Annotated in this window: 12 protein-coding genes and 2 pseudogenes; 10 read left to right on the top strand and 4 right to left on the bottom strand. The window is 74.6% G+C overall.

What is annotated here, in order from left to right; translation table 11 throughout:
- The first annotated feature begins 62 nt into the window (after nucleotides 1–62).
- The 3 genes from BFF78_RS28945 (at nucleotide 63) to BFF78_RS28935 (ending at nucleotide 3,322) form a co-directional block, all read left to right on the top strand.
- Entirely contained in the window at nucleotides 63–623 is a 561-nt protein-coding gene (locus BFF78_RS28945; protein WP_227025959.1) for a toxin-antitoxin system, toxin component family protein, read from the top strand.
- A gap of 76 nt (nucleotides 624–699) precedes the next feature.
- Nucleotides 700–1,926 carry an MAB_1171c family putative transporter gene (locus tag BFF78_RS28940; RefSeq protein WP_069781087.1) on the top strand — a complete coding sequence of 409 codons (1,227 nt, stop codon included), beginning with the start codon at nucleotides 700–702 and terminating at the stop codon, nucleotides 1,924–1,926.
- Nucleotides 1,919–3,322: an FAD-dependent oxidoreductase gene (locus tag BFF78_RS28935; RefSeq protein WP_107440921.1), complete on the top strand. Its 1,404-nt coding sequence runs from the start codon at nucleotides 1,919–1,921 to the stop codon at nucleotides 3,320–3,322. The genes BFF78_RS28940 and BFF78_RS28935 overlap by 8 nt, the downstream gene beginning before the upstream one ends.
- Nucleotides 3,323–3,359: 37 nt before the next feature.
- Here the strand turns inward: BFF78_RS28935 and BFF78_RS28930 are convergent, their stop codons facing one another.
- Together BFF78_RS28930 and BFF78_RS28925 are read right to left on the bottom strand one after the other, a co-directional pair.
- Entirely contained in the window at nucleotides 3,360–4,208 is an 849-nt protein-coding gene (locus BFF78_RS28930; protein WP_069781085.1) for an SMP-30/gluconolactonase/LRE family protein, read from the bottom strand.
- Entirely contained in the window at nucleotides 4,205–4,978 is a 774-nt protein-coding gene (locus BFF78_RS28925; RefSeq protein WP_069781084.1) for an IclR family transcriptional regulator, read from the bottom strand. The genes BFF78_RS28930 and BFF78_RS28925 overlap by 4 nt, the downstream gene beginning before the upstream one ends.
- Before the next feature lie 98 nt (nucleotides 4,979–5,076).
- On the opposite strand from BFF78_RS28925, the gene BFF78_RS28920 reads away from it, so the two are divergent.
- Nucleotides 5,077–5,667 (top strand): hypothetical protein, encoded by a 591-nt coding sequence (locus tag BFF78_RS28920; RefSeq protein ID WP_069781083.1) that lies wholly within the window; start codon nucleotides 5,077–5,079, stop codon nucleotides 5,665–5,667.
- A gap of 301 nt (nucleotides 5,668–5,968) precedes the next feature.
- Nucleotides 5,969–6,157 (top strand): annotated as a pseudogene (locus BFF78_RS48465) (hypothetical protein); the annotation flags it as partial.
- Here the strand turns inward: BFF78_RS48465 and BFF78_RS28915 are convergent.
- On the bottom strand, nucleotides 6,111–6,941 hold the full coding sequence (locus BFF78_RS28915) for an oxidoreductase (RefSeq protein ID WP_069781082.1): 831 nt from the start codon (nucleotides 6,939–6,941) through the stop codon (nucleotides 6,111–6,113). The pseudogene BFF78_RS48465 and the gene BFF78_RS28915 overlap by 47 nt on opposite strands.
- 101 nt (nucleotides 6,942–7,042) lie before the next feature.
- On the opposite strand from BFF78_RS28915, the gene BFF78_RS28910 reads away from it, so the two are divergent.
- Nucleotides 7,043–8,008 (top strand): LysR family transcriptional regulator, encoded by a 966-nt coding sequence (locus tag BFF78_RS28910; RefSeq protein WP_079161522.1) that lies wholly within the window; start codon nucleotides 7,043–7,045, stop codon nucleotides 8,006–8,008.
- On the opposite strand, the gene BFF78_RS28905 is transcribed toward BFF78_RS28910, so the two are convergent.
- Nucleotides 7,923–8,846 carry an ATP-grasp domain-containing protein gene (locus BFF78_RS28905; RefSeq protein ID WP_069781081.1) on the bottom strand — a complete coding sequence of 308 codons (924 nt, stop codon included), beginning with the start codon at nucleotides 8,844–8,846 and terminating at the stop codon, nucleotides 7,923–7,925. The genes BFF78_RS28910 and BFF78_RS28905 overlap by 86 nt on opposite strands.
- A gap of 73 nt (nucleotides 8,847–8,919) precedes the next feature.
- Between BFF78_RS28905 and BFF78_RS28900 the strand changes: the two genes are divergently transcribed.
- The 4 genes and pseudogenes from BFF78_RS28900 to BFF78_RS28885 all read left to right on the top strand — a co-directional run bounded on the left by BFF78_RS28900 (nucleotide 8,920) and on the right by BFF78_RS28885 (nucleotide 13,674).
- Nucleotides 8,920–9,525, top strand: a complete 606-nt coding sequence (locus BFF78_RS28900; RefSeq protein ID WP_069781080.1) for an O-methyltransferase — start codon at nucleotides 8,920–8,922, stop codon at nucleotides 9,523–9,525.
- Between the two features lie 49 nt (nucleotides 9,526–9,574).
- Nucleotides 9,575–11,062, top strand: coding sequence for an acyl-CoA synthetase (locus BFF78_RS28895; protein ID WP_069781079.1), 1,488 nt, complete (start codon nucleotides 9,575–9,577; stop codon nucleotides 11,060–11,062).
- Nucleotides 11,055–12,400, top strand: a pseudogene (locus BFF78_RS28890) (carboxyl transferase domain-containing protein). Before BFF78_RS28895 ends, BFF78_RS28890 begins: the two are co-directional and overlap by 8 nt.
- Before the next feature lie 236 nt (nucleotides 12,401–12,636).
- A complete protein-coding gene (locus BFF78_RS28885; protein ID WP_069781078.1) occupies nucleotides 12,637–13,674 on the top strand; it encodes a rod shape-determining protein in 1,038 nt (345 codons plus the stop codon).
- The last annotated feature ends 2 nt before the right edge of the window (nucleotides 13,675–13,676 follow it).

Here is a 13,676-nt window from a genome sequence, read left to right as displayed (position 1 = left end):
CCGGGATCCCATGACGAGGACACGCCCAGCCGCGTACGCTCGGACCGGCAGAAAGGGGACCGATGAGCATCGCGGGCGCGCGTGAGCGGGCGGCACTCCTGACCGCACGGCTGCGTCGCCTCCGGCCGGGCTCGGCGATGCGCTCGCTGGCCGGCGACCTCGCCGCGGCCGTCCGGGCCCGCCCCGACGCGCCCGACGACGTACGGGAGTTGTGCCGGGCGCTGTGCGAGGAGATGAGCGCGACCCGCGACGGGCGGCCGGTGCGCCTGCGCTTCGAGCGCTTCCCGGACGAGATCGAGGTCACCGGGCTGTGGCTGGAGTTCGCCGACTTCGACCTGGTGATCGTGGAGGAGCGGGCCGAGGCCGTGCAGCAACTGGTCATCCTGGGCCATGAGTTGTGGCACCTGCACGTCGGGCACCGGCACCACCACCTGACCGGCGACGCGGCGGCGCGCGCCCTCGCCGACGCGCCCGGCTGGCGGGGCACGCCCCTGACGGTGGCCGCCCGCAACGGCTCCCGGGAGGCCGACGAGGCCGAGGCGGACGACTTCGGGCACCGCCTCGCCGCGCTGTTCCGGCCCCACCTGACCGGCGCCCCCTCGGCCCGGTGCAGCGCACCCTGAGCCCGGTGCAGCGGACACTGGGCTACCGCGGACGCGAGCAGGCGAACCGAGGTTCCGGAAACAGAGGAGCAGGGCGGTGATCCTGGCGCTCGATCCCGCGGGATTCCTCGGCGAGCTGTCCGTCTCCTTCTGGATCCCCACGGCCGTGCTGACCGCCGCCCTGGCGATCAAGCTGCCCAGCATCATCAGGATGTGGCGGGACCCGCTGCTGCGCGCCGTCGGCGGTCTGCTGCTGTTCGCCTGCGCGGTGTTCGTCTTCGCGGCCCCGCGGACCATCAGGTGGACGAACCGGGTCACCGGGGTGCCGAACATCTCGGCGCCCTGGGTGTACTCCCTGATCACCGCGCTCTGCGCGTCCTGGCTGCTGCTCATCATCGCCTGGCGCAACGGCCGCTCCGATGCGGCCCAGACGCGCCGGGTGACCCGCTGGGTCGTGGCCGTCTACGCGGGCGTGGTGGTCGCCCTGTGGGTGCTGTTCGCGCTCGCGGACGTGCCGGTGGAGCGGACGCGGGACCTGGACACGTACTACGCCAACACCCCCTTCATGCGCGAGGAGATCCTGCTCTACCTCCTCGCGCACACCGTGGCCTGCTCGATCACGGCCCGGCTGATCTGGAACTGGATCCGCACCGACGGCCTCGACGCCTGGCTGCGCTGGGGGCTCGGGCTGCTGGGCGCCGGCTACGCCACCAACCTGTTCTTCGACGCGGCCAAGCTCACGGCCCTCGTGGCCCGGTGGACCGGCCACGACCTGGACTGGCTCAGCACCAACCTGGCCCCGGCGGGCGCGTGCGTGTCCGCCACCCTGGTCGCGGTGGGCTTCATCGTGCCGCACGTCGGCCAGTACCTGCACGAGCGCTGGCACGTCCGGCTGCGCCACTGCGGTCTGGCCCCCCTCTACCAGCTGATGCGCACCGTCACCGGCGAACGCGAGCCGTTCGCCCCGCACGCCCCCGCCGAACTGCGTCTGATCCGCCGCGAGACCTTCATCCGCGACGCCCTGCTGCAACTGTCCCGGCACCTGGACGAGGACCTGCGCGCCCGCTCGTACGACTCCGCCCTCGCGCTCGGCTTCGAACCGGACCGGGCCAGGGCCCTGGCCGCCGCCGTGACCCTTCTGGACGCGGCCGGCGGCGCACGGCCGCTGCGTGCCGACGGCACCGGCTCCCCGTCCGGCCCCGACACGGCGTATCTGCTCCAGGAGATCCAGGCCGTGTCCGGGGCCCTGCGCCACCCCGACGAGATCACGGCGGTCCGTGCCCGCGCGGCCGCCCCCGCAGAGAGCGTGCCCGCGCATGACTGACCGACCCTCCCCCCTCAGAACCGCCGTCGTACTGGGGGGATCCCACACCGGCATGCTCGCGGCGGGCGCGCTCGCCGAGTTCGCCGACCGGGTGGTCATCGTCGAGCGCGACACCCTGCCCGAGGGCCCCGCACCCCGCAAGGGACTGCCGCAGGCCCGGCACGCGCACATGCTGTGGTCGGGCGGGGTACGGGCCATGGAGGAGCTGCTGCCGGGGATCACCGACGCGCTGAAAGCCGCCGGGGGGCGCCGGCATCCGGTCACCACGGGCGTGGTCGCGCTCTCGGCGCAAGGCTGGTTCCGGCGCTGGCCCGAGTCCCACCATGTGATCCTGGCCGGCCGGGACCTGCTGGACGCCACGGTCCGCGCACGGGTCCTCGCCGACGAGCGGATCGAACTCCTCGGGGAGACCGAGGCGCTGGGCCTCACCGGCACCGACGCCGCGGTCACCGGCGTACGGATCCGCACGCGGGACGGCGCCGAACGCACGCTGCCGGCCGGCCTCGTGGTCGACGCCACCGGGCGCGGGTCGCGGGCCACGCAGTGGCTGGCGGACCTCGGGCTGCCCGCGCCGGAGCGCCGGGAGATCGACCCGGGCCTGGTGTATGCCAGCCGCCTCTTCCTCGCCCCCGAGACGGCCCGCGACGGCTTCCCGGTGGTCAACCTGCAGCCCGATCCGCGGGGCGCGGGCCCCGGCCGCTCGGGCTTCCTGCTCCCCATCGAGAACGGCCGCTGGATCGTCACCCTCGCCGGCACCCGCGGCGGCGAACCCTCAGCCGCGAGCGAGGACTTCGTCCCCTTCGCCCGCGAGAAGCTGCGCCATCCGCTGCTGGGCGAACTGCTGGAGCGCGCCGAGCCGCTGTCCGACGTGTCGGTCACCCGCTCCACGCTCAACCGCCGGAACTTCTACGAACGTATGCCGGTCTGGCCGGAGAACTTCACCGTCCTCGGCGACGCCCTCGCCGTGTTCAACCCGGTCTACGGCCACGGCCTGTCCGCCGCCGCGCAGGGCGCGGTGCGGCTCCGCGCGGTGATACGACGGCACGGCTGGGGCACACCCGGGCTGGCCCGCCGCGTACAGCGGGCGGTCGCCCGGCCGGTCCGCGCGGCGTGGGACCTGGCACTCGGCCAGGACGTGTTCTACCCCGGCGCCACGGAGCAGGGCCCCACCGTGCGGGACCGGCTCCTTTCGGCCTACGTCGGGCGACTGATGTACACGGCGACGGGCAACGGCCGTATCGCGCGCCGGGTCACCGACGTGACGTCACTGGAGCGGGGGGCGGAGGTGCTGCTGACGCCGGGCGTACTGCTCGCGGCGGCGAGGGGACCACTGAAGCCGCCGCTCGCGGCTCCGCCGATGACCGCGGAGGAGCGGAAGGCGGCGGGGGTCGTCTAGGCCGTCGCCGGGTGCGGGTCCGCGCCGCTTCGGGCGCTCAGCCTCTGAACGCCGGTTGGGGCAGGCCCATGCCCGCGTTCGGGATGACCAGGAGTGAGCCGGAGACAGGGTGCGGGCAGGACAGTCCGGTCCGAGCCGTTGTGACGTACAGGTCGGTCAAGCCGGTGCCGCCGAACGCGCAGGCCGTCGTACGGGGGGCCGGCAGGCTGATCGTCCGGTCCAGGTCGCCGGCGGGCGTGTAGCGGCGCACCGCGCCCCCGTCCCACAGCGCCACCCACACGCAGCCGTCCGCGTCGACCGTCAGCCCGTCCGGGAAGCCCGCGCCCTCCTCGATCTCCACGAACGGCCGGCGGTGATGGACGCGCTCGCCGTCGTGGTCGAAGACGTCCACCCGGCGGGTCGGAGAGTCGACGTAGTACATGAGGCGGCCGTCGGGGCTCCAGCCCGTGCCGTTGCTGACCGTGGCGTCGGGCAGGACCGTCTCCGCCGTGCCGTCCCCGGTCAGCCGGGTCAGCGTGCCGCCGCCCGGTGCCTCGTCGTAGCGCATGGTGCCCGCCCACAAGGAGCCGTCGGGGGCGACCGCGGCGTCGTTCGCGCGGCGGCCCGCGACCGGCTCGTGGTGCAGCCAGCGGAAGGTGTCGTCGGGGTCCAACAGGCCCACGCCGTCCCGGAGGTTGAGGACCAGGCCGCCGCCCGCGCGGGGCTTGGCCGCGCCCACGTGCTGCTCGGTCGTGCGCACCGTACGCCGGCCCGTGGCGGGGTCGTAGGTGTGGACGCGCATGCCCAGGATGTCGAGCCAGATCAGCCGGCCCGTCGCCGGGTCCCAGGTCGGGCCCTCGCCCAGCTCCGCCGCCGCCCGTACGGCGATGTCGTAGCCGCCGCTCACACCGCGCTCCGGTGGCCGAGACGCTCGGACAGCTCCGCGGCGCCCTTCACCGCCAGCTGCTCCAGTTCGGCCCGGCGCTCGTCGCTCCAGCGGATCATGGGGACCGAGATGGACAGGGCCGCGACCACCTGGCCGGTGCGGTCGCGCACGGGGGCGGCCACACAGCTCACGTCCGGGTTGGACTCGCGGCTCTCCACCGCGATGCCCCGCTGCCGGATCTGTGCGAGGGCCTCGCGCAGCACGGCGGGGTCGGTGATGCTGTTGGGGGTCATCGCGGCCAGCTCGGCGTCGTCCGGGATGCGCGCCGCGAGCTCCTGCTCCCCCAGCGTGGCCAGCAGCATCTTGCCGACCGAGGTGCAGTGCGCCGGCAGCCGGCGGCCGGCCGCGGAGACCATGCGGACGGCGTGCGTGGAGTCGACCTTGGCGATGTAGATGACGTCGGTGCCCTCGAGGATCGCCACATGGACGGTCTCGTCGCAGGTCTCGGCGACCGAGCGGGCCACCTGCTGGCCCTCGGCGGCGAGGTCGAGCTGCTCGGCGTACCGGCTGCCGAGCTGGTAGGGGCGTACGCCGAGCCGGTAGCGTCCGGGCTGTCCCGGCACCTGCACGATGTACGCGCGTGCGGCGAGCGTGGTGACCAGCTCGTGCACGGTGGTGCGCGGCAGCTGGAGCTTGCGCACGATGTCGGGGGCGGAGAGCGTCCCGTCCCCGTCGAGGAACAGCTCAAGGATGTCCAGAGCCCGGGTCACGGCAGGCACGAGGCGTCCCACGTCCGGCCCCCTCCCTTGGGTCTAAGCGCCTGTGTTCGAGATTTCAACAGACGATCGGCATGACGAACACAGGCTAGTCATGGACAGGTGCGCGGGCAATGGGCGGGAACGGTCCGGGCACCATGGGTGCCATGTATGTCGACTTCCAGCTGGTGCTGCTGCGACGCATGGCCGACCACAACCCGGACCTGGTGGAGGACGCCCGCCGGCAGCTGGGGGCCTCGATCGCCGACATGCGGGAGGCGAACAAGCGCTGGCAGGCCATGGTCCGCTCGCCGAGGTCCAGGTCCGCCGCCGCCCGCTACCGTTCCGTCCTGGGCGAGCCCGAGTCCGTCCTCCCGCGCCGCCTCGGCGACGCCGACTGCGAGGCCCGGCGCTGGGCCCTGCCGCTCTGGCCCGACCTGCGTTTCGAGGTGCTGGTCGGGCCGGACGGGGCGGTGTGGAACGAGTGGCTGGTACGGGCGCCCGGCGCACCGGCGCCGGAGCTTCGCACCCTGGACGACCTCGCCCCCTGGTCCTGCACGGTCGACGAGGCCGCCCGCGCCTTCGCCCCGGCCCGCCCGCTGGAGGGCACGGCACCCACCCGGTGGGGCCTCGCCCTCACCGCCCCCGGCCCGGACGGCGTACGGCACGAGGTCGTCGCCGAGTTCACCTGGGGGCTGCTGCAGCGGACGGCCGTCATCAGCTGAGCCCGCGACCCGAAAGAGGCGCGGGGCTGTGTCTGACACGCGGCCACCGCCACGACGGCGCCGCGGCCGAAACACGACCCGCCCCGGCCCGCCCGCCGGAGGGCACGGCACCCACCCGCTGGGGCCTCGCCCTCACCGCCCCCGGCCCGGACGGCGTACGGCACGAGGTCGTCGCCGAGTTCACCTGGGGGCTGCTGCAGCGGACGGCCGTCATCAGCTGAGCCCGCGACCCGAAAGAGGCGCGGGGCTGTGTCTGACACGCGGCCACCGCCACGACGGCGCCGCGGCCGAAACACGACCCGCCCCGGCCCGCCCGCCGGAGGGCACGGCACCCACCCGGTGGGGCCTCGCCCTCACCGCCCCCGGCCCGGACGGCGTACGGCACCAGGTCGTCGCCGAGTTCACCTGGGGGCTGCTGCAGCGGACGGCCGCACTCACCTGGCTCACGCGTCGAAGCCCGTGGCCCGGGTCCGCTTCTCCCAGGCGGTGACGTCCTCGCGGACCTGGTCCAGGTGGGCCAGGACGGCGCTCACCCCGTCGTCGCCGAGCGGCAGCCGCAGCGGGGTGTCCGCCGCGTCCAGCGCGGCCAGGATCAGGGCCGCGGCCTTGGCCGGGTCGCCGGGCTGGCTGCCGTGGCCGCCGGCGACGGCACCGCGGGTCTCGACGACCTTGCCGTACACCCCGGCATCGGAGCTGGCCCCCGCGCGGTCGGCCTCGAACAGCGCGGTCCGGAACGCGCCCGGCTCGACGATCAGCACCTTGACGCCGTACTCCCGCACCTCGTCCGCGAGCGCCTCGGACAGGCCCTCCAGGGCGAACTTCGTCGCGCTGTACGCCCCGAAGCCCGCGAAGGACAACTGGCCGCCCATGCTGCTCATCTGGACGATCGCGCCCGAGCGCCGCTCCCGCAGATGCGGCAGCACCGCCCGGACGAGCGCCGCCGGGCCGAAGAAGTGCAGGTCGAACAGGTCGCGCAGCTCGCCGTCGGTGGTCTCCTCGACGGCGCCGACATGGGTGCGGCCGGCGTTGTTGACCAGCACGTCGATCCGCCCGTGCCGGGCCACCACATCCCGTACGGCCGGATCGATCGCCGCCAGGTCGGTCACGTCCAGCCGCAGCGCCTCCACCTGGTCGGGATGGGCGGCCACCAGGTCGTCCAGGGCCTCCGGGCGCCGGACCGCGCCGATCACCACATCACCGGCGGCGACGGCCGCCTCGGCGATCGCCCGCCCGAAACCGCTGTTCGCCCCGGTCACCAGCCACACCTTGTTCATCACGGCTCCTCTTGAGTCTCCGTAGCTCCTCGCTCCTGACACCGACAGCCTGCGGCCGGAGGCCATTGCCCGTCCAAGACCCTCGGTGATAACCAACGGCTATGACCATCGACGTCCACGCCCGCGATCTGCGCTACTTCGTCGCGGTCGCCGAGGAACTGCACTTCACGCGTGCCGCCGAGCTGCTGTACGTCTCACAGCCCGCCCTGAGCAAGCAGATCCGGGCGCTGGAACGGCAGTTGGGGGCGGAGCTGTTCCGGCGCGACCGGCACGCGGTGGCGCTGACGGCGGCGGGCGAGGCGCTGCTGCCGCACGCGCGCACGGTGCTGGCCGCGTGGGAGGCGGGCGCGGCGGCCGTGGATGCGGCCAAGGCGGCCCAGCGCAGCACGCTGGTGGTGGGCATGAGCACCAGTCCGGGCCGGGGCGGCCTGCTGCCCGCGATCCGCTCCCGCTTCACCGCCGCGCACCCGCACACGACGGTCCGGCTGCGCCAGATGAGCTGGGACGACCCGACGGCGGGCCTGGCGGAAGGCACCGTCGACGTCGCCTTCGTCTGGCTGCCCCTGCCCGACGAGGACCGGTACGCCTGGACGGTGGTCGCCGAGGAACCCCGCCTCCTGGCCCTCCCCGAGTCCCATCCGCTCGCCACCCGCCCCGAGGTCGACTTCGCCGACCTGCTGGACGAACCGTTCCTGGCCCTCCCCCGGAGCGCGGGCCGGCTGCGCGACCACTGGCTCGCCCTGGACGCCCGCGCCGGCCGGCCGCCCCGGATCGGCGCGGAGATCTCCGGCGCGGAGGAGACGTACGAGGCCCTGGTCGCGGGCCTCGGCATCTGTCTGGTGGCCGAGGGCAACGCCCCGCTGATCACCCTGGGCGGCGTCACCACCCGACCGGTGCGGGGCATCGGCCCGAGCCGCTACGCACTGGCCTGGCGCCGGGGGGACGGGCACCGGCCGCTGGTGCGGGCGTACGCCGAGGCGGCTACCGCCGCGCGGGCGCGACCGGCCACGACGGCGCCGCACACGACCGACGGCCCTGGTCGGCAGCCTCCACAATCGCCTCGGTGACCCGCTCCAACGATCCGGGATGCAGCCACAGGAACAGGTTCGGTTCCACCAACTCCAGCTCCATCAGCCGGGGTTCACCGTCCTCCCCGTCCACGAGGTCCACACGCGCGTACAGCAGCCCGGCCGCGCCGGGCACCGCACCCAACGCCTTTTCGGCGACCGCCAGTTCGCCCTCCGTCGGCTCCCAGCGCTCAAGGTCCGGATGCGCCACCTTCTCCGCGTCGTACGGCGTGCCGGGCGCGAGGACGGCGCCCTTGCGGCTGGCGTGCAGCAGCCGGCCGCCGAAGAACTGCAGTGCCCGCTCCCCGCTGACGTCGATGCCCCGGACGTACGGCTGCACCATCGCGGTGAACCCCTCGGCGTGCATCCGGGCGAGGTGTCCTACCGCCGTCTCGCGCTGGTCGGGTGTGTAGCGGGCGGCGAACCGGGCGCCCGCGCCCGAGGTCGGCTTGATGACGTACTCGTGGCCGCCCGGCAGGTCGGCCGGCTCGCCCGGTGCGATGTAGCGCGTGGGGACGGTGGGCACGCCGGCCGCCGCGAGCTCTCCGAGGTAGCGCTTGTCGGTGTTCCAGCGCACCACGGACGCCGGATTGGCGAGCCGGGTGAGCGCGCCGACCCGCTCCACCCAGGCTTCGAACTCCGCCGCGCGCCAGCTGTAGTCCCAGGTGGAGCGGATGACGACGAGGTCGTAGCCGCCCCAGTGCGCGTCCGGGTCGTCCCAGTACCGTGCCTCGGCCTCGGCCCCGGCGCCGGTGAGCGCCCGCACCAGCTCCGGCAGGTCGGTGTCGTGGCTGGGCTCGGCACCGGGGTCGTAGGTGGCGAGGGCGATGCGGGGCACGGCGGCCTCCCTGTCGTACGACGGTTCGATCGCGGTGAGGCTAACAACCGTCGCCGTCCGGTATGAAGTGAATATGGCCATCGACGGCACCGACGCGTACACCGGTGTGCCCGGGCTCCCGCCCCTCGTACGGGCCGCGCTCACGACCGCCCGGGCCCACCGCTTCCCGTACTCCTGCCGCCCCGAACAGGGCCGCCTGCTGCACGCGCTGGCGGGCGGGGCCCGCTCCCGCATCGGGGAGACGGGGACCGGCCTCGGGGTGGGCCTGGCCTGGCTGGCCTCGGGGGCGGCGCCGGGGGTGCGGCTGTACAGCGTGGAGCGGCATCCGCAGCGGGCTCGGGCCGCCGCGCGGCTGTTCTCGGGGCGGGCCGAGGTCACCGTGCTCGGCGGCGACTGGCGGCGGATCGAGGAGTACGGGCCCTTCGACCTGCTCGTGCTCGACGGGGGCGGGCAGGGCAAGGCGGCCGGGGATCCGCCCGCCGACATCGAGCGGCTGCTCGTGCCCGGCGGGACGGTCGTCGTGGACGACTTCACCCCGGCGACCGGCCGGCCGCCGCTGCACGAGGGCGAGCCGGACCGGGCCCGGCTGCTCTGGCTGGAGCATCCCGCGCTGCGCGCCACCGAGTTGCGGCTCGCGGCCGACCTGAGCGCGGTCGTCGGTTCGAGGCTCCTGGTGTAGGAAGGGTGCCGACGGTCGATCGACAGTCCCACAGTTAGGAGTGCGTCGCGTGTCCTCCCTCTTCCCCGCTCTGACGGACGGTCCGGGCAAGCGCAGCGAGATGGGGGTCCTCCCGGACGAAGTCTGGGGGAGGATCGCCCTGCGGTTCGGCGAACGGTCGTTGACGTACGGCGAGCTGGCCGGGGCCGCCGGGGCGCTCGCCGCCCGGCTGCGGGGCGCCGGCCGGGTGGCCGTGTGGGCCACGCCCGAGCTGGAGACCGCCGTCGCCGTGCCGGCGGCGCTGCTCGCCGGGGTGGCCGCCGTGCCGCTGAACCCGAAGTCGGGCGACAAGGAACTCGCGCACATCGTCTCCGACAGCGCCCCGACACTGGTGCTGGCCGCACCGGGCGCCCAACTCCCCGAGGCACTCGGTGCGTTGGCGCGTATCGATGTCGACGCGGCCGCCCGCGGTGCCGTACCCGACGAAGCGGCCTCGGAGGAGGACCCGGCGCTGATCGTCTACACCTCCGGCACCACCGGCCCGCCCAAGGGCGCCGTCCTGCCCCGCCGGGCCCTCGCCACCACCCTGGACGCGCTCGCCGACGCCTGGCAGTGGACGGCGGACGATGTGCTGGTACACGGGCTGCCGCTGTTCCATGTGCACGGGCTCGTGCTGGGCACCCTCGGCCCGCTGCGGCGCGGCGGCAGCGTCCGGCATCTGGGCCGGTTCGGCACCGAGGGCGTGACCCGGGAGCTGAACGCCGGCGCGACCATGCTGTTCGGGGTGCCGACGATGTACCACCGCATCGCCGAGGCCCTCCCCGAGGACCCGGAACTGGCCAAGGCGCTGGCGCGGGCCCGGCTGCTGGTGTCCGGCTCGGCCGCGCTGCCGGTGCACGACCACGAGCGGATCGCGACGGCGACCGGGCGCCGGGTGATCGAGCGGTACGGCATGACGGAGACGCTGATGAACACCAGCGTGCGGGCCGACGGCGAGCCGCGCGCGGGGACGGTCGGTGTCCCGCTGCCCGGCGTCGGGCTGCGGCTCGTGGAGGAGGACGGGACGCCGATCACCGCGTACGACGGGGAGAGCGTCGGCGAGATCCAGGTGCGCGGCCCGAACCTGTTCACCGAGTACCTGAACCGCCCCGACGCCACGGCCGCGGCGTTCACCGCCGACGGCTGGTTCCGCACGGGTGACATGGCCGTCCGCGAGCCCGACGGCTACGTACGGATCGTCGGGCGCAAGGCCACCGACCTGATCAAGAGCGGCGGGTACAAGATCGGGGCCGGTGAGATCGAGAACGCGCTGCTGGAGCACCCGGGGGTGCGGGAGGCGGCGGTCACCGGGGAGCCGGACGCGGACCTGGGCGAGCGGATCGTGGCCTGGATCGTCCCGGCGGACCCCCAGGCACCGCCCGCCGCCGAGGAGCTGGCGGACCACGTGGCCCGCCGCCTCGCCCCGCACAAGCGCCCGCGCGTCGTCCGCTACCTGGACGCGCTCCCCCGCAACGACATGGGGAAGATCATGAAGCGGGCGCTGGTCGCCGATGCGTGAGCGGCACTCGGCCCGGGAGATCCTGACCCTGGTCACCGACCCCGGCACCTTCACCGAACTCCCCCCGCCACCAAGGCAGTCCAGTCCGGACGGCCCCCTCGGCTGGCAGGGTTACGACGCCTCCCGCGCCCGTGCCGCCGAACGCACCGGCGAGACGGAGTCGGTCGTCTGCGGCACCGCGCGCGTCGAGGGCACCCCGGCCGTACTGATCGCCTTCGAGTTCGGCTTCCTCGGCGGCTCCCTCGGCCAGCGCACCGGAGACCGGCTGGAGGCGGCGTACGCCCACGCCCGCGAACACCGCCTGCCGGTCGTGCCGTTGGTCGCCACCGGCGGCAGCCGGATGCAGGAGGGCATGCTCGCCCTCACCCAGCTCCAGCGCGTGGCCCGCGAGTCGGCGCTCACCCGGGAGGCGGGCCTGCCGCAGATCGCCGTCCTGCGCGACCCCACGACCGGCGGCGGCTGGGCCACCCTCGGCGCCGGCGCCGACATCGTCCTGGCCCTCCCCGCCGCCCAGGTGGGCTTCGCCGGCTCCCGCGTCCGCCCGCCCGGCGCCGACCCGTCCGCGTACACGGCGGAGTCCCAGGTGGCGGCGGGTTCGGCGGACGCGGTGGTGGATCCGGCGGAACTGAAGGGGGTGCTGGGGGCGTGGCTGCTGCTGCTCACCTCTGCGTTCCCCGACGCTCCTCCCCCGCCCCCCGCACCGAGCAGGGTCGACCTCCCGGTCACCGGCTGGGACGCCGTCCAGCGCGCCCGCTCCCCGAACGCCCCCGCGCACGCGTCTACTTGGACGCCTACTTCACTCACCGCCGCGACATCAGCGGTGACCGGTGCGGCGGTACGGACCCCGACGGCATGCTGTGCGGATTCGGTGCGCGGGACGGCCGTACCGTGGCCTACGCGGCGCAGACCGGGACGGCCACCCGGCCCGCCGGGTACCGCACCGCGGCCCGGCTGATCCGGCTCGCGGACCGGCTCGGCATCCCGGTGCTGACCCTGGTGGACACGCCGGGCGCGGCCAACGACGCCGAGGCGGAGCGGCAGGGGGCCGGGGCCGCGATCGCCGAGGTGTTCGGGGCGGTGGCGTCCGCCCGCGTCCCCATCACCACGCTCGTCATCGGCGAGGGCGGCTCCGGCGGCGCCCTGGCCCTGGCCGCACCGGCCCACACCTGGGCCACGCCCGACAGTTACTTCTCGGTGATCGCACCGGAGCTGGCGGCGGCCATCCTCAAGCGTCCCAAGGACGAGGTCGAGGCGACCGCCGAGCAACTGCGGATCCGCCCGCAGGATCTGCTGGAGCTGGGGCTGATCAGAGGGATCGTGAACCAGCTCGGGTCCTAGGTCGCCGGTCCCGGCGTCGGTGTCGATGGGGGACACCCCTCCCCACGACGCGAACGGCGCAGTGGGCGGACCCGGCGAGTGGGGAATCCGGCCCCGAGTCCACCACCGTGCGGCGAGCCGCGGCCGAAAACCCCCGTTCGGCGGCACCCCGCCCGGCCCCCTCCAGCAGGCGCCCGCCCTCGCGGCCCCCGCAGGATGCAGGGAGAGGCCCGCCAACCGCACCGGGAGGATCCGCCGTGACCGTCAGTCTGGAGCAGTTGCGCCGCTGCCACTTCGCCGTCGACCTGGGGGCGGCCCGTACCCGGGTGTATGTGAAGGGTGCGGGTCTGGTCGTCGACGAGCCCTCGGTCGCCGCCGTGAACACCCGGAGCGGGGCGCTCATAGCCGTGGGCGAGTTCGCGCAGAAGATGACGGGCCGGACGCCGGGCTACATCCGGGTCGTACGGCCCATCGCCGGTGGCACGGTGGTCGACATCGAGATGGCCCAGCGCATGCTGCGGCAGCTGCTCGGCGACAAGATGCGCCGTAGTCTGCGGCGCAATCTGCGGCTGCGGGCGGCGGCCTGCACCCCGCACGACGCCGATCCGCTGGCCCAGCGGGCGACCATCGAGACGCTGGTCGGCCTGGGCGCGCGCCGGGTGGAGCTGGTGGACACGCTGATCGCGGCGGCCGTCGGCTGCGGGCTGCCGGTCGAGCGCCCCGAAGCCACCATGATCATGGTGTGCGGGGCGGCGGCCACCCAGGTGGCGGTGCTGTCCCTCGGCTCGATCGTCACCGCCGAGCGGATACCGGTGGGCGGGGAGGCCGTGGACCACGCGATCGTGCAGCATCTGCGGCACGAGCACGAGCTGTTGCTGCCCAGCCAGTCGGTGCGCCCGCTGCAACTGGCCCTGTCCGGCAACGGGCTGACCGCGCACGGCCCGGCCTCCACCGAGATCCACGGCCGGGACGTGGTCACCGGGCTCGCGCGCAGCGTGCGCGTCGACACCGCCGCCGTACGCGACGCGATCCAGACCCCGCTGACCGCCGTACTGGACGGCATCGGCAAGGTGCTGCGGGACTGCCCGCCCGACCTGGTCGCCGACCTCGCCGACAGCGGGATCACGATGGTCGGCGGCTCGGCGCTGCTGCCCGGCTTCGACCAGATGCTGCGGCAGGCCACGGGAATGCCGGTGCACATCGCCGAGCGGCCCGACATCTGCGCGGCCCAGGGCATCGGCGCCATGCTGGAAGGCCTGATCGAGCCACTGGTCCTGAACCCGCTGGCCGCCTGAAG

The sequence above is a fragment of the Streptomyces fodineus genome (assembly GCF_001735805.1).
Lineage (GTDB): Bacteria > Actinomycetota > Actinomycetes > Streptomycetales > Streptomycetaceae > Streptomyces > Streptomyces fodineus.
This window is presented reverse-complemented; position numbering and strand designations above follow the sequence as displayed.

Coding starts and splice junctions, on each gene's coding strand:
- BFF78_RS28945 (WP_227025959.1), top strand. CDS start 63: ATGAGCATCGCGGGCGCGCGTGAGCGGGCGGCACTCCTGACCGCACGG.
- BFF78_RS28935 (WP_107440921.1), top strand. CDS start 1,919: ATGACTGACCGACCCTCCCCCCTCAGAACCGCCGTCGTACTGGGGGGA.
- BFF78_RS28920 (WP_069781083.1), top strand. CDS start 5,077: ATGGGCGGGAACGGTCCGGGCACCATGGGTGCCATGTATGTCGACTTC.
- BFF78_RS28915 (WP_069781082.1), bottom strand. CDS start 6,941: ATGAACAAGGTGTGGCTGGTGACCGGGGCGAACAGCGGTTTCGGGCGG.
- BFF78_RS28910 (WP_079161522.1), top strand. CDS start 7,043: ATGACCATCGACGTCCACGCCCGCGATCTGCGCTACTTCGTCGCGGTC.
- BFF78_RS28900 (WP_069781080.1), top strand. CDS start 8,920: ATGGCCATCGACGGCACCGACGCGTACACCGGTGTGCCCGGGCTCCCG.